Source organism: Vibrio sp. 1457, from assembly GCF_033340195.1.
GTDB classification, from domain to species: domain Bacteria; phylum Pseudomonadota; class Gammaproteobacteria; order Enterobacterales; family Vibrionaceae; genus Vibrio; species Vibrio alginolyticus.
On the sequence record NZ_JAWOWA010000004.1, the window covers coordinates 163,150 to 184,934 of the forward strand.

The window sequence follows — 21,785 nt, forward strand, 5'->3', positions numbered from 1 at the left end:
CTCGTAAACTCCTGAATCAAAACAAGCGTGCCTAGTGAAAAAAGAGTATTCTTAAAGCAAATGAATCTAAAACCTACCCGATGAGTATTCAACCTAATTCCCGTCAGTTAATTTCATGCGAAGAGTGCGGCCTTGTTGTTCGCATTCCCGATATCGAACAGGGGCAAAAAGCACAATGTCCTCGATGTTCGCATTCGCTGACTAAAGTGAATGCCAAGCCTTACCAAAGCGTGATCGCCATATCATCGGCATGTTTGATCATGTTAGTGCTAAGCATTTCTTTCCCTTTTATGTCGTTCAGCGTGCAAGGGTTGTCGCAAGAAATCACCTTGTTGCACGCTGCCAAAATGCTGGCTGAGTTTCAAAATGTGCTTTTGGGTGTGCTGCTACTCGCAACAGTTATCGTTTTGCCTGCAATCTATGTTGGTCTCATTCTCTTTCTTCACCTTGAAGCATTAAAAGCACGTAAACATACCCCCTCTAGAAAGCAGCAACGAATGGCAAAAGTTTTATGCCGTCTTCTGTTTCGAGTCGAACCCTGGTTAATGGTGGATGTCTTTTTGATTGGCGTGTTGGTCAGCTTAATTAAAATCGCTTCCCTCGCAGACATAGGAATGGGCACTTCATTCTGGGCGTTTTGTGTATATACCGTTCTGGTAGTCAAATGCATATCAATGGTCGACAAAAGCTGGCTCTGGGGGCACTTTATTCCAGCTATCGAGCTATCTGATGTAAAAGAGGGTGATACGCACCATAACCACAACCATATTGGTTGTCATACGTGTCACCAGCTCAACCCTATTGAAGCTAAAAAACACCAACACTGCATTCGTTGTAAAAGCCCTATTCACAAATACAACCCCGCAGACAACTTACAAAAAGCTTGGGCGCTTTTGTTTGCTTCAGTCATTTTCTATATCCCTGCAAACCTCTACCCTATGATGTACACCGTAAGTCTTGGACATGCAGAAGGTTCAACTATCATGGAGGGGGTAATATTGCTTTGGCATTTAGGTTCTTACCCTATTGCGATGGTAATTTTCTTTGCTAGCGTATTTATTCCAATGGCGAAAATGCTGGCACTCGCGTGGCTGTATTACAATGCGCAAAAAGCGCGATATCTTCCGCACGAAGAGAGTATTTCACGCTTAAAGATCTACCGTATAACTGAGTTTATTGGCCGTTGGTCCATGATCGATATCTTCGTCGTCGCGATCTTAGTTGCACTGGTTCAACTGCAAAACTTAATGGCGATTTATCCAGGTCCTGCTGCGCTCTCTTTCGCGGCAGTGGTCATTTTTACTATGCTTTCTGCAATGATATTTGACTCACGTTTGTTGTGGCAATTGCCACAAAACGAAGTGCAGGAGCCGATTTCTGACAACTTAAACGAGAAAGCCAAATATGAGTGATGAGAACAACGTAACCGCTCAAATAAAACCGCAAAAGCAGATTTCTGCGATATGGATTGTCCCGATCCTTGCGCTAGCCATGGGAGCGTGGATGCTGTTCCAATATATCAACAGTACAGGCCCACAAATTACTCTCCAACTGCCAACCGCAGATGGGATTGAGGTTGGCAAAACCGAAATCCGAGCATTGAATGTAAAAGTCGGACTGATTACTGAAGTCACTCTCAGTGAAAATTACGATCACATCATCGCTAAGGCACAAATGAACAAGGATGCAGAACGCATGCTGCGAGATGACACCATGTTTTGGGTGGTGAAGCCTCGTATTGGCCGTGATGGCGTTTCAGGTTTAGAGACCTTGCTCTCTGGCGCTTATATCCAACTTCAACCGGGTAAATCTAAGATAGAGAAAGAGCGCTTTACGGTCTTAGATGTTCCCCCAGTGGCCTCTCCTGATGCAGAGGGGTTACGCCTTGTGTTAACACACCGCGAGGCCGGTAAACTAGGCGTTGGTGACCCCGTCATTTATAAAGGCTTTACGGTTGGTCGTGTAGAGAAAACCAGCTTTGATGTTGACACTCGCAAAGCGTTATACCAACTCTTTATTTTCAAGCCTTATGACAGCTTAGTGCGCACTCGTACCAAGTTCTGGCTGAATTCTGGCGTAGATTTACAGCTCAATGCTGAAGGGTTCGAAGTCAAGTTTGGCTCATTAGAGAGCATGCTAACGGGTGGTGTTACCTTCGATACCGTTCCAGGTCTTGAATCCGGTGAACAGCTCACTGAAAATATGGTCAACTTCCGCTTGTACGATGATATTAAACAACTTCGAGAAGGCATGTACGATGATTATATTGAATTCGTTATGCTTTTTGATGAATCGGTACGAGGACTTAAACGTAAGGCACCTGTCGAATATCGAGGCTTGAGAATTGGTACTGTGATGCGTGTACCAATGCGACTTCCAACCCCAGAAGAGAACTTTTCTGCGAAAAAAATTCCTGTATTGGTACGTATCGAGCTCGGCCGTGTTTATGGCGATTTCCAATCCCAATCTTTACCAATGTTAAAAGATAAATTGAAGAGTGAGTTTGCTAAAGGCCTACGTGGTACTTTAAAAACAGGTAACTTATTAACAGGCGCACTATATGTTGACGCCGACTTCTATCCAAATGACGAGCCTTACGTACCGAGTAAGTTTGCTGATTTAGATGTTTTCCCAACCATGCGTGGTGGTTTTGCGCAGGTTCAGCGCCAAGTGAACGACTTCCTAAATAAGATTAATAACTTACCGATGGAAGAAACGCTAGATTCTCTCAATTCAACGTTAAAAACGTCTGAAAAAACGTTAGCTTCAGCAGAACGCGTGGCGGACAGTATTGATAAACTTTTGAATCAAAAAGAGACGCAAGAGATCCCAACAGATATTCGCCAAAGCTTACAGCAATTACAAAAAACACTCGATGGTTATGGGCCCAACTCAACCATGTACAGCGAAATGGAAGCCACGCTAAAAGAATTAGAAAGCGTGATGACAGAGTTTAAACCCGTACTTAAACAGCTAAACGAAAAGCCAAACTCTCTTGTGTTTGGAGAAGATGAAATCAGTGACCCAATACCAGTTAAAGGCCAAAACTAATGAAACGAGTATTCTTTCTGTCTATCGCGCTATTTGTCGGTCTAACGGGTTGCAGTAGCGCTCCGCAAACTAAAGGAGCTATGTACCTTCTACCTAAGGTGGAACCAGTGACGCTGAGCTCTTCTGATATCGCTCAGCGCCCAACTTTAGTTGTTCGTCCAGTGACATTGGCGAGTTATTTGAATGATAGTGGCATTGTTTATCGAACCTCTGAGACCCAAGTTATTCAGGCGAAACACAATCAATGGGCGCACAGTATTTCTGAGCAAATCACTCAGAGAGTCGTCGCGGAGCTGCGTCACAAGCAAAGTCATTACTGGCCGGCTGAAATGAATAATCTGTTGGATCAAAGCGGTGAAGCCAAACTCCAGCTTACGTTAAATAAATTTAATGGCAGCTACAAAGGTAATATCGAAATTGAGGGGGAATGGTTACTCATTAATGCCGAAGGTAAGGTAGAAAACAGCGCGCCAATACAAATCTCTCAGCCGCTTCAAGATGAGGGCTATGAAGCGCTCGTCAACGCTTTATCCATAGGCTTAGAAAGCCTAACCTCAGACATTGCCAAACAACTCTAAGTCAATGTTAATTACAGGGAAGCAAGTTGCTTCCCTTTTTTATGCAGAGTGTAGCGACTTCTACTAAGCTGAAAGCTGACGAAAAGCCGAAAAGGAAATTGGATGAAACCATGTAACCTGCTATCACTCTCCTCACTCATTCTTGTATTACCTACATCAGTAGCGCTCTCAGCCGAGACACAAGAATCTCGTTGGCGAAATAGCATAGAAGTGTACATGCTAGGACTGAATATCCACGGGGATACCAGTATTGGTCGCTTTTCATCAGAGGTGGATGTCGATCCTAAGTTCATCGTAGACCACCTCGATATTGGGGCGATGTTGCGATTCGAGAGTATTTACCAAAGTAAGTGGGGCTACTACATAGATTATAGTTTCATGAACTTAAGTGGTGATGTTAATAATATCAAGGGCGCTCTGCCTAACGCTCGTTATCGTGCGGACATCGAAATACGGCAAGGTGTTCTAGAAGCAAAGGCATTCCAACGCGAACAATATTCATTTGGTAAACTGGATTATATGTTTGGATTACGTTGGTGGGACAATGACATCACCGGCAAGCTGTATCGTAATGATAACCGGGTACTAGAAGATAGACTGTCATTACAAGAAGATTGGGTCGATTTTTTAGTTGGCTTGCGACTCATTGATGAATTGAGCGAAAACTGGCGACTTCATGCCAGCATCGACGCCGGACTTGGCAACGATACTCACTTCACTTATGCCATTCAAACTGGTGTTCGTTATCGCTTTAACGAATGGTCTGATCTCAACTTAGCTTACAAGTCGACCTGGGTCGATTACAAAAATGAAGAGGTATTTGAATATGATACGGCTTCTCAAGGGCTTTTAGTCGGACTTGGCTTTTACTTTTGATCAGGTGAAACCCTAGCCTATATTCAAGCGTTGTAACGTGTACTAGCTCTAGGTACACGTCTAGTGCCGCGTTACAGATGCTTAAATAAGGCAAATTGATCTTCATCAGACTATAAATTGCTCTTCGGTGTTACTCTCTGTCGCAAAATATAAAACCCCACTCTATGACCTCATATAGGTCTTGTTGATAAGGTTCCCGAGTAGCAATGTCGATTAACATTTCCGATTTAACCACCGCCCTAAATAAGGTGGAGCATATTCATAAAGTGCAGCTTGAAAACATACATCAGTTCTTCAAAGCAAACGAAGCTTTCTCGTTGCAAACATTCAGCCAGCTGATATCCAGCGACTCGCTTGATGATCGATTTAAAACCATCGATAAAGCGTTCTCTTTGCTTGGTGATGCAAAAACCTACCTTTTAGAAGTGTCTTACCTTATTAAGTAAAAAAAGAAAGCCCCGATAAAATTCATTACCGGGGCTATCATTTTCTATCTAAACTAATGACTTACAATTTGTAACGATCATCAATTACCGTTAATTCTGGGAAGGTTTTACCCTCGGCCATCGCTTCTTCTGTCTCTTCTTTTACTTGGTTATCAATCCAGAAATTACCGATATCCATTGGATGAAGCACCCATTCTGTCGCTTTTGTCATGCCGTTTTTAGGAATTTTAACCCAGCGCCAATGAGCAACTCGAGAATAAGGCACCATGTAGCCAGGAACGATGATATTCGCTTTGCTGACATAGTTTTGGATTTGATGCGACAAGTCATAACGCTTCTCCTGATCAAACTCAGAATCATACGCTTCAATTAACTTGTCTAGCTCAGGGCTGCTGTAGTTGGTGTGAGCATTCGTTTGTGGTCGATTTGCATTATCCGAGTGTAGGTATTCCCAATACGCAGGGATCTCACCAGAGCCCATATTCAAAAACGCTAACTGATGCTTTTTCTCAAGAATGTATTTAAACGCAGATGAGCCATCCACCAAGTTTAACGTGAACTCAAGACCAGCAAGTTTCGCTTGCTCTTTCAGGTATGCAATACGCGGTGTCCAAGAGTTGTATCCGTAGGTGATAGCAAAGCTCAAGCGTTGGCCCTTGTCGTTAACACGAATACCATCTGCGCCCACTTTGTCAAAGCCCGCTTTTTCGAAGTGTTTAACCGCCGCATCAGCATCAAACTTTGGCGGTGTATTGTTAGGATCATCGTATTCGCCATGACCAAAGCCGAGTCCATGCGGTTTACGTGAATAATCTCCACGCATGATGTTTTCAATCATGCCGTCATAGTCAGTGGCTGCCATAACACCTTTACGCACTTCTAGGTTATCCAACATCGGCATCACTGTGTTCATCCAAAGACCACCAGCTCCTTGCGGTGCTTCGTTAAAGCCCCAGTACTTTTGGATATAGCCTTTTTTGTACACATCACTATTGGTTTTGTCATGCCAAAAGCTTGGTAGCACCATCTCAAAGTAGTCTAAGTTGCCTTTCTCAAAGTGCTTCATGGCAATATCAGGATCGCGAATTACCTTAATGCGAACCTTTTCAACGTTATAACGGTTTTTATAGTAGCGGTTGTTGTATCCCCACCAATCTTCACCGACATGTTTGAATGTCACGCTCTTACCTTTCTTCACTTGATCAATGTAGTAAGGCGCTGCGGTTGGCTCAGATTTAAAGTTAAACTTTCTGACGAAGTTATCAGGCATGCCATCGTTATTTGCGTCCTTTTCTCCTTCAAAGAAGTGTTCAGGACGAGGCTGAAAACCATTACTTGGCATGTTAATCATAACCATAAGTGAGTCATGACTTTGAGCTACAGCAAGATTGACTTTGATCGTGTAGTCATCAATTTTTTCAACACTCACAATACTGTTTGTGAAGAAGTCGTTATACCACGGGTCGATAATGTCTTTTGACGTGTAGTACTTCATCATAAAGACGTAATCATCTGCTGTAATTTTTTCACCATCTGACCACTCGGCCGTTTCGTCGAGTTTAAAGAATACGGTTTTGTTGTCTTCTCCAAATGCCCATGACTTAGCAAGTTGAGGGATCCATTTGCCAGTATTTGGATGACGCTGAGCCAGTTTTGGTGAACCATCCATTAAGTATTGGCGCAAACCTGAGTTCGCATCTGGACCAACACTTCGTAATGTTTGCGGAAAGCTCTGAATGTAAGTGCGATAGGTGCCACCTCGTACCGCTTCTTCAGAGGCAAATAGAGGTTCGTTGTTGTTTGAAATCCATTCGATATCAGCTGGCAATTCTGCCGCACTCAGTTGAAAACTGGCAGCGGTCAGTGTTGCTAGTACTGAAAATGGCAGTTTTTTAGTCATGTTTCTTCCTTGTTGTGTTTGCGCACTAAGGTCGTAACAAGGAAGACAGCGTGTGAAAGCTCACAGAAAGCTGCGATTTAAAATACGCAGATAGGAAATAATAGGAACGTAATATGAAGTGACGTCCTGCCAGCTTCTATATTAATTTCAAAGAGTTTCACTAGGTCATCCTAGACCTTACAACGCAGTGAATGCATCTTCGCCATAGTATTCTTTAGACATTTGTAACGCAAGCCATCAATAACACATGGTTGCATTTTCGAGGCATCACAGTGAGTTATGTTACAAAAGTGTGATCGGCATAGTACCAAGCCCTACTTTACTCAGAATAAACCGCAGAACCTTTATCTCAATTGGCCCCGATATACCAGTTAAAGCGAGTAAATGATCAGACATAGCTGGTTAAAAGGAATGGTTGTTTACCGCGATCAGTATTTTCATTCGATGTAAAAAGTGAGGCATCTTAGCCTCACTTTTCTCCATACAATCGAGACAGTGCTTACATGTTAGATAAGCTCTCATTGATCGACTTCAGCACTTCTGCAGGATTTGACGCTTGAGTGATAGGGCGACCAATCACAAGATAACCTGAACCTGATTGGATAGCGTCTACTGGCGTCATGATACGGCGTTGGTCACCTTGTTCTGAGCCAGCAGGTCGAATACCAGGGGTCACTAACTTAAATTCTTGGCCTAGTTCGCTCTTCAGTAATGAGGACTCTTGCGCTGAACATACCACACCATCTAAGCCTGCGTTTTTGGTCAAGGTTGCTAGACGAATCACTTGCTCCTGAGGCGCAACATTCAAACCAATACCAGCTAAATCACTTTGTTCCATACTGGTTAGTACCGTTACACCGATAAGAAGTGGACGATCTTTACCATATGGCTCAAGAATTTCACGTGATGCCGTCATCATACGCTCACCACCGCTCGCGTGTACGTTCACCATCCATACACCCATTTCAGCCGCAGCGCGAACTGCTTTCGAACAGGTGTTTGGAATATCGTGAAATTTTAAATCTAGGAATACCGAGAAACCACGTTTATGGAGTTCACGTACAAAATCAGGACCAAATAGCGTAAACATCTCCTTGCCAACTTTTAGTCGGCATGACGCAGGATCAATTCTATCTACAAACGCAAGTGCATCTGCTTGGTTATCATAATCCAGTGCGACAATAACTTTTTGGTCGATCATTTCATCTCCTAACTGTTTTGGTTCTTATTAAATAAAAAGTTAAAAAAATACAGCGGACAGAAACTCTGCCAGCTGCATTAAGAATTATTCACCATCCAATCCGCGGATTGGCTTGATCGTCCCCCATCCTTTACAGGACGGACAATGCCAATAAAGGGAATGGGTAGAAAATCCACACTTCCGGCATCGGTAATGTGGTTTCACTTTTAACTGTTCACCCACCATCGCTTGTAGTGTTGATAGGCTGTCTTTCGCTCGACCATCTTCTGCTTCTGCAATGTGGTAGTCAATTAAACGGTAGAAGCCCTTCATGGTTGGGTTTTTCAGCAATTGTTTCGTCAGTAACTCTTGAGCAGCCCCAACGTTCTCGTGATGAGCAACTAATTGAGCCAACATCAACTCGGCTGATACGCCTGCTTTCTTATCAATACAAGCTCGCAGAAACTCGACAAGTTCATCTTCCTGACCCAGATGATGATAGCATTCTGCAATAGTTGGCAAGACATCACTGATAAAGTCTTTATCTTGCTCAAGTACCCCTGTCAGATATTTGATGGTGTGCTTATAGTCTTCAGACTCTAGATAAATTCGTCCCAAAGCAATACTTGCTCGAACACACTTCGGGTCTTCCGCTAACGCTTTTTTAAAATGCTGTATTGCCTTATTAGTATTCCCATCAGCTTGGTCGAGCATGGCTATTTCACACCAAAAATGGGCAATATTTGCACGCATCCTTGAGCGTTTATTACCTAACTTAGCCAATTGGTTCGCGTAATAAATCGCCTTTTCCCATTCTCGTGTTTGCTGATAAATGGTCACTAATTGTTGAAGAGCCGCCTCTTTGTAATCTGGCTCTTCGACTAACTGTTCGAAGATTTTCTCTGCACGATCAAGAAAACCTGAGACCATGTAGTCTTTCGCTAACTGTTGAAGGGCGAGGTTCTTTTGGTCCAGTGTTAAGCCTGAACGAGAAATAAGATTTTGGTGAATTCTGATTGCGCGGTCGACTTCACCACGAGACCGGAACAGGTTACCCAACGCAAGGTGAGTATCGATGGTCTCGTTATCAACTTGGAGCAATTCAATAAAGTGATCGACAGCCTTATCTGATTGGTCAGAGAGCAGCAGATTAAGACCCGTCATATACTGACGAGAGATTTGATGAGATTGCTTCTGCTTGTCTTGCTGAGCGCTGCGATGCCCCATATACCAGCCATACGCAGCAGCTATAGGCAACAACAAGAAGAGTAGTTCAAGCATTAAAGTTAAGCCTTATCCTTATGCCTGTTTTTCAATGGCTGGCTTATCAGCAGCGTTGTTTGATTCAGTTGGTTCGTACTTTTTCAGTTTTTTCTTTAAACGACGGACCTGTAGCTGAGTTTTCAGTTGGATGCTACCAAAGATAACCCACGCTAAAGCAAAGCCAACCACAAATACTACACCTAATAGCGTAGATAAGTGGAACTCTCCTTTTGCTAGAAGATAGTTAAAAGTCACGAGCTCTTGGTTTTGGGAACCTAACGCCAATGCAATTAAAAAGAGAGCTAAAACAGCAACGATTTTTATAATTTTCATGTTACATCACCCTTCTAGGAGTAAGTCGGTAAGATTATGCAGGAAAATGCTTCTTCAGACTACGTATATTAGCAATAATCTATACCCAAGTAACCTCAAGATGCTTAGTTTGTAGACATGCTTAGAAGTTAAAGTTATTTGGGTATAGAAAGCAGCAAAGAAAACAGCCGAATCCACAATTAGATTAGTAAACGATCTTGGATGTATGACTAACTTGGATACATTACAAAAAAGCGGCATACACAAACGTATGCCGCTTTTTTCAAACTAATAAGAGTGCATTAACCAATATTTACACGCTCACGAAGTTCTTTACCAGGTTTGAAATGTGGAACGTATTTACCTTCCAATTCCACTTTATCGCCCGTTTTAGGGTTACGACCTACGCGAGGCTCGCGGTAATGAAGAGAAAAACTACCAAAGCCACGGATCTCGATACGGTCACCGCTCTCTAGTGTAGAGGCCATGTGCTCTAAAATATCTTTTACAGCATCCTCTACCTCTTTCGCTGATAAGTGTGTTTGCTCAGCGCAGAGTCTTTCAATCAGTTCAGACTTAGTCATAGTTGCCCTCTTTGAGTATCTTTATCACTTATTATAGTAAGTAATACTAATTCCAACAAACACTTGCTGACAATTCTAGACAAATTTTATGCAAAATGCGCAATGAAGAAATGCCTTTTATTAAGATAGTTTACTGTCATTAGTATTACTACTTAAATATGACCAAATATAAAAAAGGAGCCTTGCGGCTCCTTTTTTGCTTAAGCGAGTATATTATTCGCCTTTAGCAGCTTTGAAAGCGTCAGCCATTGCGTTACCGAATGCATTGTCATCTTGCTTGTTGATAGATGCCATTGCTTCTTGCTCGTCAGCTTCGTCTTTAGCTTTGATAGATAGGTTGATTACGCGGTTCTTACGGTCTACACCTGTGAACTTCGCTTCAACAACATCACCAGCGCTTAGGATTAGAGAAGCATCTTCTACGCGATCGCGTGATACTTCAGAAGCACGGATGTAACCTTCAACGCCTTCTGCGATTTCAACAGTAGCGCCTTTAGCGTCAACAGCAGTTACAGTAGCGTTAACTAGAACACCTTTCTTGTTGTCAGCAACGTAAGCATTGAATGGGTCATTTTCCATTTGCTTGATGCCTAGAGAGATGCGCTCACGCTCAGCGTCTACTGCTAGAACAACTGCAGAGATCTCGTCGCCTTTCTTGTACTCACGTACAGCTTCTTCGCCAGCAACATTCCAAGAAATGTCAGATAGGTGAACTAGACCGTCGATGCCGCCTTCTAGACCGATGAAGATACCGAAGTCAGTGATAGACTTGATCTTACCAGTAACTTTGTCGCCTTTAGCTTGTGCTTCAGCGAATGACTGCCATGGGTTAGCTTTACACTGTTTCAGACCTAGAGAGATACGACGACGTTCTTCGTCGATTTCAAGAACCATAACCTCAACTTCGTCGCCAACATTAACAACTTTAGAAGGGTGGATGTTCTTGTTAGTCCAATCCATTTCTGAAACGTGAACTAGACCTTCAACGCCTTCTTCGATTTCAACGAAGCAGCCGTAGTCAGTTAGGTTAGTTACGCGACCAGTTAGTTTGTGACCTTCTGGGTAACGCTTAGCGATTGCTACCCATGGATCTTCGCCTAGTTGCTTAAGACCTAGTGATACGCGAGTACGCTCACGGTCGAACTTAAGAACTTTAACTTGGATCTCGTCACCAACGTTAACGATTTCAGATGGGTGCTTAACGCGCTTCCAAGCCATATCAGTGATATGTAGAAGACCGTCAACGCCACCTAGGTCAACGAACGCACCGTAGTCAGTAAGGTTCTTAACGATACCTTTAACTTCAGAACCTTCTTGTAGAGTTTCTAGAAGCTCGTCACGCTCAACGCTGTTCTCTGATTCGATAACTGCACGACGTGAAACAACTACGTTGTTACGTTTTTGGTCAAGTTTGATAACTTTGAACTCTAGCTCTTTGTTTTCTAGGTGAGCAGTGTCGCGGATTGGACGTACGTCTACTAGAGAGCCAGGAAGGAAAGCACGGATACCGTTTAGTTCAACAGTGAAACCGCCTTTAACTTTACCGTTGATGATACCAACAACAGTTTCAGCTTCTTCGTAAGCTTTCTCAAGTACGATCCAAGCTTCGTGACGCTTAGCTTTCTCACGAGAAAGTTGAGTTTCACCGAAACCATCTTCAACAGCGTCTAGAGCTACGTCTACTTCAGCGCCAACTTCTACTTCAAGTTCGCCAGCAGCGTTCTTGAACTGTTCAGCAGGGATAGCAGATTCAGACTTAAGACCAGCGTCAACAAGAACGAAACCGTTCTCGATAGCTACTACAGTACCTTTAACGATGCTGCCTTGTTGGAATTCTGTTTCGTTTAGAAACTCTTCAAAGAGTTGAGCAAAAGATTCAGTCATTTAATTAATCTTCAATAAATTAAACTTCCACGGGTATCCTACCGCATGGGGTTATTAAATTCGCCAGTCATCATCCTTGCGACCAACGCTCTTAGCCTAGTCGAGTATTATTACTCAGCTAGCTTCGATTCGATATATTGTAGTGCCTTTTCTACTACTTCGTCGATACTCATCAACGTAGAATCTAGCACAAGCGCATCCTCAGCAGGGCGTAATGGCGCCACTGGGCGGTTACGATCTCGGTCGTCACGCTCTTGGATCTCGCTTAAAAGGTCAGCAAATCTAACATCTAACCCTTTCTCTTGCAACTGTTTAAGGCGTCGATTTGCACGCTCTTCAGCACTCGCATCAAGGAAGATTTTTGCTTGCGCACTCGGGAATACAATTGTGCCCATATCACGACCATCAGCAACCAGACCCGGAGCGGTCTCAAATGCACGCTGACGACGTAGTAATGCTTCACGAACACGTGGCAAAGCCGCAACTTTAGATGCTGCCATGCCTGTTTCTTCTTTGCGAAGCTCCCCTGACACGTCTTCGCCTTCTAGAATGACCTTAACTAAGTCACCTTCCGCGATAAATTGAACGTCTAGGTGGGTTGCTAGTGGGACAAGAGCATCTTCTGACTCGGTGTCGACACCGTGGTGAATCGCAGCGAGTGCAAGTACACGATAAATTGCGCCAGAATCTAAGAGTTGGAAACCCAACTTTTTCGCCAGCAACATACATAAAGTGCCTTTACCTGCACCACTAGGTCCATCTACGGTTACAACCGGAGTTTGAGAGGACATGTTCTTCTCCACCAATAGTTTCTTTTCAGCAATTTGCTCGGTTTTCGAGGCGCACATTATACGGGTAATCAGTCTTTGGAGCGAGGAAAAATGTCGTGTAAAGCATTACACCTAATGCGTAATTGGATTCATCAATAAACATAAAGTTCAACAAAAACGGCGAGGGCTTCCGCCCTCGCCGTTTTAAATGTCATGAACTTAAGCTCGATTAAACAATCGGCTTTTGACCACGCTCAGCTAACTTTAAAATCACACTATCAGCGACTTTACCCGCCACACCTGCTAGCTTGTCGGCCAGTTTTTTCTTTTGTACATAATGCACAGAAAGTACAGTTTTATCTTTGCATGCTGCAACAACGATATCATCAGATGTACTAATGTCATCCACCAAACCAAGCTCTTTCGCTTGTGTACCGAACCAGTGCTCACCAGTGGCTACTTTGTCTAGGTCCAAACTAGGACGACGCTCACGGATGAAGTCTTTAAACAAGACATGTGTTTCTTCAAGTTCTTGCTTAAACTTATCGCGCGCTTTATCGGTATTCTCACCGAACATCGTTAGCGTGCGTTTATATTCACCCGCTGTTAGTTGTTCGTACTCAATGTCATGTTTCTTCAACAGTTTGTTGAAGTTAGGAATTTGTGCGATAACGCCAATAGACCCCACAATTGCAAATGGTGCAGAAACAATCTTATCTGCTACACATGCCATCATGTAACCGCCACTTGCCGCAACTTTGTCAACAGAGATGGTCAGAGGAAGACCTGCAGCTTTGATTCGGTCCAGTTGAGAAGAGGCAAGGCCGTAACCATGAACCATACCACCGCCAGACTCTAAGCGAAGTAACACTTCATCACCTTCACGTGCGACAGCCAAAATAGCGGTGATTTCTTCACGTAGAGACGCGACTTCTTTTGCGTCTATGCTACCGTTGAAATCAAGAACAAATAGGTGTGGTTCACGCTTGCTATCTAATGAACCGTCTTTGCTCGCTTGTTTGATTTCTTTCTCGCGAGATTTGTTCTTCTCTTTTTCTTCTTTCTTGACGGCTTTATCTCGAGCCTTGATGAAAGCATCGTCATGCAAATGATGCTCTAACTGCTCAACAGATTGTTTGTGTTGCTCTGAAAGGTTGGTAATCTCTAACTCCCCTTTCGCCGCACCCGATTTGCCACCAGCCGATTTTGCAATAATGAGCAGAACAATTATCGCAGCAACCACCGTGATAATTTTGGCCAGAAACAGACCATAATCTAATAAAAATTCCAACGAGAGCTCCTTTATCTCATTTCAGATGACGTTAGTATGTTACGCAGAAACATCAGCGAGAAGGCAGCGCGGTTTGTAACCACTTGTTCTGATTGATAGCATACCTAACGAAAGTTCTGGAATTGGTATAACACATGAATTGGTGTATTGTAACCATCTTGTCACGATTACCAAGATTTTCCATTGAGAAACAGGCGTTTTTTAGCGTCAATTAACTATCATGGACCCTCTTACAATAATAAGGATTTATCGCCGTGAACTACTCCGTTTCAGCTGATGCTCTAAAAGGTAAAGTCATTCTTGTTACTGGCGCTGGTAATGGCATCGGCCGTCAAGCCGCGCTTTCTTATGCCGAGCACGGTGCAACTGTTATTCTCTTGGGTAGAAATGTGCAAAACCTTGAATCTATCTATGATGAGATTGAAGCTGCTGGCTATCCACAAGCAGCTATCATTCCATTGGATCTCAAGGGTGCAACTCAGCAGAATTACATTGATATGGCAGAGACAATCGAAGGACAGTTTGGTCGCTTGGATGGTCTATTACACAACGCAGGTGTCTTGAGTTCGCTGTGTCCATTTGATCAAATCAAAGAGGAAGACTTCGACGATATCATGCAGATCAACGTGAAAGCCGAAGTGCTAATGACTCAAGCACTACTGCCTGTGATGCGTAAATCAGAAGCTGGGCGTATTATCTTTACCTCTTCAACCGTCGGCCACTCTGGCCGCGCATTCTGGGGGCCATACGCTATCTCTAAATTTGCCGTAGAAGGCATGATGCAAGTTTTGGCTGACGAGCTGAGTGATACACCGATCCGCGTTAACGCAATTAACCCTGGTGCCACTCGTACTCGCATGCGTGAAAAAGCATATCCGGGTGAAGATGCGAATACTCTCAAAACGCCACTGGATATCATGCCGCTATATTTGCACTTAATGGATCCTGCGGTTACCGATGTGAACGGTCAGTGCATCGACGCTCAACCGAAGCGTAAATAACTCATTCAGGTTACCTCACATAATCGATTGAAAAGGCAGCAAACGCTGCCTTTTTTCATTTCTCTCTTCATAAAAATCTTGCGACTTTCTCCCACAGAAATATACTGTATATATATACAGGTATTTATTATGCAAGATATTATTCAGAACTTAAAAAGCCAACACCTTGTTTGGCAAGCAAATTTAACGAAAGCAGATCCTCAGCAGTTGCAGACTAGTTCCGGTTTTTCTGAATTAGATGATTTGCTCGGCGGAGGCTTTCCACCTCATGGCGTAGTGGAGATGGAATCTATTGGTAGTATTGGTGAATTGCGTTTGCTCGCTCCCTATTTAAAAGCCACTCAGACCAATGGTGTGACCGCATTTATTCAACCACCTGCGCTAGTGAATTCTCTGTTTTTACACTACATCGGGTTGGATATAAACCAAGTGTGGGTCGTTACTCCAACTCACCCCAAAGACGCTCTTTGGGCTGCAGAGCAATGTCTGAAAAGTGGGGTATGCAGTAATGTTTTGTTATGGCAAGAAGAGCTTGAAATACATCAAGTGAAACGCTTACAGGTAGCAAGTGAACAAGGGAGTTGCCCTCTCTTTATGCTTAAAACAGATACTATCAACCGCTTGTCTTTGCCTGTGTCACTCAGTTTAAAACTGAAAGGCGACGAGCAAGGGATTCATGTTGAAGTGCTGAAAAGGAAAGGAGGCTGGAATAGAGGTAGCGTTAGTATCGGATTCCAACACCATTACCCGCAACTGGTGAAACCATCATCTGAAACTGTGCACTCGACTGTGGTCAACTTCCCACTGGCGAACCAAGGTTAGTGATATGTCTCTGTGGATTTACTTGCACTTCCCTCGCCTGCAGCTAGACGCACTCTTTGGTGATAACCAAGAACAACCCGTGGTGATTGTCGAAAGCCAACGTTGCCAGATTATTCAATACAACGAGATTGCCGAACAACAAGGCATTAAGCCTGGTATGGGCTTAGGCAGTGCTGCGTCCTTGTGTCGAGATTTACAAGTGCATCCTTATCATCCACAAACCGAATTAAATAAATTACAAGAGGTAGCTCAGTGGTTGTATTTGATCACATCTGACGTTGTGTTGATGCCAAACCAAGGTATTTTACTGCGTGCTACTCCAATGCTCGCTCTGTATGAAGGGCTTGAAAACTATTGGAATAAAGTCAGAGCTCACTTATCGGAGCTGAAACTGAGTTTTCAATTCGGATGTGGTTTTTCGCCTTTTGCTGCCAAATTGATGGCAATATCAGGAGCGAACGTCATCAGTGAAGACAAATCTACCATACAAAAAGTCCTATCACCATTACCGTTAACACTGGCAGATTTATCAAGCGCTACAGTAGAGAAGTTACAACGTGTAGGCGTCACCACATTGCAAAACCTGCTTGAACTGCCATTGCAAGACATCGCACGACGCTTTGATATCGATTTGGTGAACTACGTTGGTCGACTGACTGGGCAGTTTAAACACCCTGTCGACCTTTATCACCCTACCGAATCCTTCCGAGTTTATTTAGAGCTGTTGTTTGAGATCGAAAACGTTCAGTGGATTGAAAAACCGTTGGCCAAATTACTTCGTCAACTCGAAACCTTTCTTAAATTAAGAGATAAGGTCGCTTTTGAACTGTGTTTAACACTCCACCAGCGTGAGAAACAAGAGCAACACCTTCAACTCACTTCTGCGCAAGGTGATTACCTATGTCAGCGTTGGCAACAGTTAGCGAGTTTAAGCTTAGAATCACTCTCGCTTAATGGCCCAGTCACAGGGCTAACGTTAAAAGTCATCCGTCAAGGTGAGCCTCTTAGTGCATCACGCGATCTCTTTGCTGGGCAGAAAGGAAACATGAATGCTTTAGAGCTGCTCTCTTTACTGCAAGCTAAATTGGGAAAAAGTGCCGTTTTAAAACCCAATATTGCTTGCGATCCTAGACCAGAAAAGGCCAGTCAGTATCGCCCTGCTGATGCTCCGGATGAAAAGGGGCACGCCATACCATCCATACTACGCCCCGCAATGCAATTACCGACTCCCATTGTATTGCAAGAGCAAGTTTCTTTGGTCCACGGACCTGAGCGAATAGTTTCTGGGTGGTGGGATGGTGATGAGATCATGCGTGATTACTACATTGCACACACCAAGCAAGGCCGCTGGTTATGGATATTTCGCGATCAGCACAAGCACTGGTTTCTTCATGGCTATTTTTGTTAAATCGACAGTTATTTTTGTTGGGTCATTATGAGTTACGCGGAACTATTTTGTCAGTCTAACTTCTCTTTTTTGACTGGGGCTTCTCATGCAGAAGAGCTGGTACTCCAAGCTGCTTTCTATCGCTATCAAGCTCTAGCTATAACGGATGAATGTTCAGTCGCGGGCGTTGTCAAAGCCCATGCGACCATCGAACAACATAAACTCGATATCAAACAAATCGTTGGAAGTATGTTTTGGTTAAATGATGAATGCCAAATCGTACTGCTTTGCCCTTGTCGCAAGGCTTATGCCGAGTTGTGTCGTATCATCACAAACGCAAGGAGACGCAGTGAAAAAGGCAACTATCAACTGTTCGAATGGGATTTGATGTCGGTTCGACATTGTTTGGTATTGTGGCTGCCCACACATCAAGAGAGTGATCACTATTGGGGGCGCTGGCTCAATCAACACCACGTTAATCGTTTGTGGGTAGCGATTCAGCGCCATTTGAGTAACAACGATACTGAGTACATTGCGCACTGCGAGCAGTTAGCACATGAATTTCAATTACCTATAACTGCCTGCGGAGGCGTTCTCATGCATGATGTTGAACGCTTGCCATTACAGCATGTACTTACTGCTATAAAGCATGGGTGTAGCGTCGATAAACTCGGTTTTGACCGTATTTCGAATACTGAGCGAGCGCTTCGTCCTTTTAAAAAGTTGATTCGGATTTACAAACCAGAATGGCTGGAAGAAAGTACTTACATCGCCGATTTATGCGAGTTTAAGCTCTCCGATTTAAAATACGAATATCCTACCGAGCTGATCCCAGATGGTTATACACCCGACTCTTACTTACGTATGTTGGTCGAACGCGGTAAAAAGCTGCGTTTTCCTGAAGGCGTGCCAGCAGAAGTCAATCAAACCATCGAGAATGAACTGGCGCTTATTCAAGAGCTGAAATACCACTACTACTTCCTTACTATTCACGACATCGTAATGTTCGCGAAACAGCAAGGCATTCTTTACCAAGGGCGAGGTTCCGCTGCAAACTCTGTGGTGTGTTATTGCCTGGAAATTACCGCCGTCGATCCTCGACAAATCGCTGTCTTATTCGAACGATTTATCAGTAAAGAACGTAAGGAACCGCCGGATATTGATGTGGACTTTGAACACGAGCGCCGTGAAGAAGTTATCCAGTATATTTACAAAAAATATGGCCGTGAGCGTGCAGCACTTGCTGCAACAGTGATCAGCTATCGCTTTAAAAGTGCCGTGCGTGAAGTCGGTAAAGCACTAGGGATTGAAGAGACCCAATTAGATTTTTTCATTAAGAACGTTAATCGCCGAGATCGCAGCCAAGGCTGGCAAGCTCAAATTATTGAACTTGGCTTACAACCAGAATCTCTCAAAGGGCAGCAGTTTATCCAATTGGTCAACGAGATCATTGGCTTCCCACGCCATTTATCTCAGCACGTAGGTGGCTTTGTAATTTCATCTGGCCCTTTATATGAGTTGGTACCTGTTGAAAATGCCTCGATGGAAGATCGCACTATCATTCAATGGGATAAAGACGATTTAGAAAGCTTGAAGCTACTAAAAGTCGATGTACTCGCACTCGGCATGTTAAACGCCATCAAAAAGTGCTTTCAACTGGTCGAGAAACATCACCAGCGATCCCTCTCGATTTCCGAGATCACTCGCCGACAAGATGATCCACACGTGTACCGCATGATCCAAAAAGCTGACACGATAGGCGTATTCCAAATTGAATCTCGTGCACAAATGAGCATGCTTCCTCGCCTAAAGCCTGCTTGTTATTACGACTTAGTGATTCAAATTGCAATTGTTCGTCCAGGCCCTATTCAGGGTGATATGGTGCATCCTTTTTTAAAACGACGAGATCACAAAGAGCCTGTCAGTTATCCATCGGAAGAAGTAAAAAGCGTTCTGGAGCGGACTATGGGCGTCCCTATTTTCCAAGAGCAAGTCATCAAGCTAGCCATGGTAGCCGCAGGGTTTAGCGGCGGCGAGGCCGATCAACTCCGTCGAGCGATGGCATCATGGAAAAAGAATGGCGATCTCGCTAAATTCAGACCAAAACTGATCAATGGTATGCAAGAGAGAGGTTATGACTTAGCGTTTGCTGAGCGCATTTTCGATCAGATTTGCGGCTTTGGTGAGTACGGCTTCCCTGAAAGTCATTCAGCGTCTTTCGCAGTGCTGGCATATTGTTCTGCATGGTTAAAATATTATTACCCAGCCGAATTTTACACTGCATTATTGAACAGCCAACCAATGGGATTTTATAGCCCATCGCAATTAGTACAAGATGCTCGCCGACATGGCGTCGAAGTATTGCCGGTGTGCGTCAATCATTCAAAATATCAACATCATCTCGTCTCACGTCCGAATGGCAGGCTCGGCGTGCAACTTGGTTTTCGCTTGGTGAAAGGCTTTAACGCAGAAAGCGCACAAAGGCTTATTGAGCGCAAACCACTTAATGGTTACCGATCGATTCAAGAAGTAAAGCAGATATTAAGAAGCCGAAGTGACATTGAATTATTGGCTTCAGCCAATGCATTTCAGGCCTTATCGGGAAATCGTTATAACGCTCGCTGGGCAGCAATGGATTCCTTATCTGACCTACCATTGTTTCACAAGGTCGAAGAACCCAATGTTAGCTACCAGACTCAACCCTCTGAATATGAAAATTTAATTGAGGATTACGCAAGCACGGGACTATCTCTTAGCCGCCATCCAATTAAATTATTAGAAGAAACGGGCAAACTCCCTCACTTTACCCGCATGAGGCAACTGACAGAGAAACCGCATAAGTCACTGGTCACAGTGGTAGGTGTGGTAACAGGAAGACAATCTCCAGGCACCGCCGCTGGCGTGACATTTTTTACGTTAGAAGATGACACGGGCAACATTAATGTGGTCGTTTGGCAAGCGACAGCACGAGCCCAAAAGCAAGCGTATTTAGGCGCTAAAGTATTAATGGTGAAAGGCATTCTTGAAAAAGAGGGAGAAGTCACACACGTTATTGCTGGCAAGTTGATGGATTGCACGCACTACTTGAACAATCTACAAAGTAAATCTCGGGATTTCCATTAGTACAGAGGAATTAAGGAGAGAAATGTTAAAAATCAGAGAGAGGTGCGCTCCCTCTGATTTCACTAGATCTAATCATGCACTTTTAGAAAGCATCTGGCGTAACCGGTCTTGAGCAACTTCAACCAACAGATCTGGTTGGAATTTAGAGATAAAACGATCACAACCTACTTTTTGTACCATGGCTTCATTAAAACTACCGCTCAGAGAAGTGTTCAATGTGATAAACAACTTAGACATACGTGGATCTTGGCGCACTTCATGGGTCAGTTTATAACCGTCCATTTCAGGCATTTCAGCATCCGTAATCATCATCAATAGCTCTTTTTCTACATCTTTACCTTCATCACACCAACGTTTTAAAACCGTTAACGCTTCTAGCCCGTCACGACACTCGATGATATTCATACCTAATTGAGAAAGCGTATCGCGAACTTGATTACGAGCTGTAGAGGAATCATCCACAATCAGAACATTACGCCCGACCATTGCTTGGGCCAATTCTTGATCGAGAATGTCCTCCGAGATAGTCACGTCGTAATGCACGATCTCTGCTAAAACTTTTTCAACGTCAATAATTTCGACAATTTGAGAGGCATCCCCCTCTTTGATTTGCGTGATAGCCGTGAGGTAATTCGAGCGACCAGACGTGGAAGGAGGCGGCTGAATTTCAGTCCATGCCGTATTAATAATGTTTTTAACCGGACCGACTAAGAAGCCCTGCACCGTGCGGTTGTACTCTGTCACGATCAAATTTTCTTCTTCCGCTTCACCACGTAAAGCAGGAAAACCAATTGCGCCTCGTAAATCAATCACTGGTACCGCTTCACCTCGTAGAGAAGCAACCCCACGAATATTGTAGTGCGATCCTGGGAGCTTGGTTAACGGCGGAAGCTTGATGACCTCTTTCACTTTGAACACATTAATCGCAAATAATTGGCGACTATTTAAAGTGAACAGCAGAAGCTCTAGTCGATTTTCACCAACCAAGTTTGTACGCTGGTCAACCGTATTTAACACTCCGGACATACTACTACCTAAATTATGGATAATTCTTATTTTACTCGAAATCAGTACAGACACAGCAAGGTTATATAACCAAATAACCTTAAAATATTTGGCTTTTCGAGCACAGCTTTAAAGTACAACAGTTTTAGCGTATTACTTCTCTTTGCATCAGACGCAAAGTCACGCAGCACATTGAAAGCCATTTTGTTTATTTACTTGAGCTTTTTAGGAAATTACATGAATGGCGCAGATATAGCAATGCAACATAACTCAAATTCCCTTTCTAGTAATAGGCGATCAAAAAGGGTAAGC

Annotated in this window: 18 protein-coding genes; 9 read left to right on the forward strand and 9 right to left on the reverse strand. The window is 43.6% G+C overall.

Annotated elements, in window-relative coordinates:
* Positions 1-80: 80 nt before the first annotated feature.
* The 5 genes from R7Z41_RS05995 (at position 81) to R7Z41_RS06015 (ending at position 4,951) form a co-directional block, all read left to right on the forward strand.
* Positions 81-1,412: a paraquat-inducible protein A gene (locus tag R7Z41_RS05995; RefSeq protein WP_005385807.1), complete on the forward strand. Its 1,332-nt coding sequence runs from the start codon at positions 81-83 to the stop codon at positions 1,410-1,412.
* Complete coding sequence (gene pqiB, locus R7Z41_RS06000) at positions 1,405-3,051, forward strand: intermembrane transport protein PqiB (RefSeq protein ID WP_005376682.1); 1,647 nt, start codon at positions 1,405-1,407, stop codon at positions 3,049-3,051. The genes R7Z41_RS05995 and pqiB overlap by 8 nt, the downstream gene beginning before the upstream one ends.
* On the forward strand, positions 3,051-3,629 hold the full coding sequence (locus R7Z41_RS06005) for a membrane integrity-associated transporter subunit PqiC (protein ID WP_158156711.1): 579 nt from the start codon (positions 3,051-3,053) through the stop codon (positions 3,627-3,629). The genes pqiB and R7Z41_RS06005 overlap by 1 nt, the downstream gene beginning before the upstream one ends.
* A gap of 102 nt (positions 3,630-3,731) precedes the next feature.
* The gene (locus tag R7Z41_RS06010) at positions 3,732-4,505 is read left to right on the forward strand and encodes a hypothetical protein (protein ID WP_130545143.1); all 774 of its coding nucleotides are present in this window, start codon (positions 3,732-3,734) and stop codon (positions 4,503-4,505) included.
* 206 nt (positions 4,506-4,711) lie between these two features.
* On the forward strand, positions 4,712-4,951 hold the full coding sequence (locus R7Z41_RS06015) for a hypothetical protein (RefSeq protein ID WP_158156713.1): 240 nt from the start codon (positions 4,712-4,714) through the stop codon (positions 4,949-4,951).
* Between the two features lie 61 nt (positions 4,952-5,012).
* Here R7Z41_RS06015 and R7Z41_RS06020 read toward each other — a convergent pair whose 3' ends face one another.
* The 8 genes from R7Z41_RS06020 to sohB all read right to left on the reverse strand — a co-directional run bounded on the left by R7Z41_RS06020 (position 5,013) and on the right by sohB (position 14,135).
* Complete coding sequence (locus R7Z41_RS06020) at positions 5,013-6,851, reverse strand: extracellular solute-binding protein (protein ID WP_158156715.1); 1,839 nt, start codon at positions 6,849-6,851, stop codon at positions 5,013-5,015.
* 499 nt (positions 6,852-7,350) lie between these two features.
* Positions 7,351-8,052: an orotidine-5'-phosphate decarboxylase gene (gene pyrF, locus R7Z41_RS06025; RefSeq protein ID WP_225477542.1), complete on the reverse strand. Its 702-nt coding sequence runs from the start codon at positions 8,050-8,052 to the stop codon at positions 7,351-7,353.
* An 84-nt stretch (positions 8,053-8,136) separates the two neighbouring features.
* On the reverse strand, positions 8,137-9,312 hold the full coding sequence (gene lapB, locus R7Z41_RS06030) for a lipopolysaccharide assembly protein LapB (RefSeq protein WP_005376665.1): 1,176 nt from the start codon (positions 9,310-9,312) through the stop codon (positions 8,137-8,139).
* 18 nt (positions 9,313-9,330) lie between these two features.
* Positions 9,331-9,627 (reverse strand): LapA family protein, encoded by a 297-nt coding sequence (locus tag R7Z41_RS06035; protein WP_005376663.1) that lies wholly within the window; start codon positions 9,625-9,627, stop codon positions 9,331-9,333.
* A gap of 281 nt (positions 9,628-9,908) precedes the next feature.
* Positions 9,909-10,190 carry an integration host factor subunit beta gene (ihfB, locus tag R7Z41_RS06040; protein ID WP_005385816.1) on the reverse strand — a complete coding sequence of 94 codons (282 nt, stop codon included), beginning with the start codon at positions 10,188-10,190 and terminating at the stop codon, positions 9,909-9,911.
* Between the two features lie 213 nt (positions 10,191-10,403).
* Positions 10,404-12,074, reverse strand: coding sequence for a 30S ribosomal protein S1 (rpsA, locus tag R7Z41_RS06045; protein ID WP_005385817.1), 1,671 nt, complete (start codon positions 12,072-12,074; stop codon positions 10,404-10,406).
* A 110-nt stretch (positions 12,075-12,184) separates the two neighbouring features.
* Positions 12,185-12,865 (reverse strand): (d)CMP kinase, encoded by a 681-nt coding sequence (cmk, locus tag R7Z41_RS06050; RefSeq protein WP_172563546.1) that lies wholly within the window; start codon positions 12,863-12,865, stop codon positions 12,185-12,187.
* A gap of 208 nt (positions 12,866-13,073) precedes the next feature.
* Positions 13,074-14,135 (reverse strand): protease SohB, encoded by a 1,062-nt coding sequence (gene sohB, locus R7Z41_RS06055; RefSeq protein WP_005385819.1) that lies wholly within the window; start codon positions 14,133-14,135, stop codon positions 13,074-13,076.
* Between the two features lie 254 nt (positions 14,136-14,389).
* On the opposite strand from sohB, the gene R7Z41_RS06060 reads away from it, so the two are divergent.
* The 4 genes from R7Z41_RS06060 to R7Z41_RS06075 all read left to right on the forward strand — a co-directional run bounded on the left by R7Z41_RS06060 (position 14,390) and on the right by R7Z41_RS06075 (position 20,468).
* Complete coding sequence (locus tag R7Z41_RS06060) at positions 14,390-15,136, forward strand: YciK family oxidoreductase (protein WP_005372980.1); 747 nt, start codon at positions 14,390-14,392, stop codon at positions 15,134-15,136.
* 129 nt (positions 15,137-15,265) lie between these two features.
* Positions 15,266-15,958 (forward strand): translesion DNA synthesis-associated protein ImuA, encoded by a 693-nt coding sequence (gene imuA, locus R7Z41_RS06065; protein WP_017821660.1) that lies wholly within the window; start codon positions 15,266-15,268, stop codon positions 15,956-15,958.
* Between the two features lie 4 nt (positions 15,959-15,962).
* Complete coding sequence (locus tag R7Z41_RS06070) at positions 15,963-17,366, forward strand: Y-family DNA polymerase (RefSeq protein ID WP_047103405.1); 1,404 nt, start codon at positions 15,963-15,965, stop codon at positions 17,364-17,366.
* Positions 17,367-17,393: 27 nt separating this feature from the next.
* Positions 17,394-20,468 (forward strand): error-prone DNA polymerase, encoded by a 3,075-nt coding sequence (locus R7Z41_RS06075; protein ID WP_225477540.1) that lies wholly within the window; start codon positions 17,394-17,396, stop codon positions 20,466-20,468.
* A 72-nt stretch (positions 20,469-20,540) separates the two neighbouring features.
* Here R7Z41_RS06075 and R7Z41_RS06080 read toward each other — a convergent pair whose 3' ends face one another.
* On the reverse strand, positions 20,541-21,494 hold the full coding sequence (locus R7Z41_RS06080; RefSeq protein ID WP_005372976.1) for a chemotaxis protein CheV: 954 nt from the start codon (positions 21,492-21,494) through the stop codon (positions 20,541-20,543).
* Between the last annotated feature and the right edge of the window lie 291 nt (positions 21,495-21,785).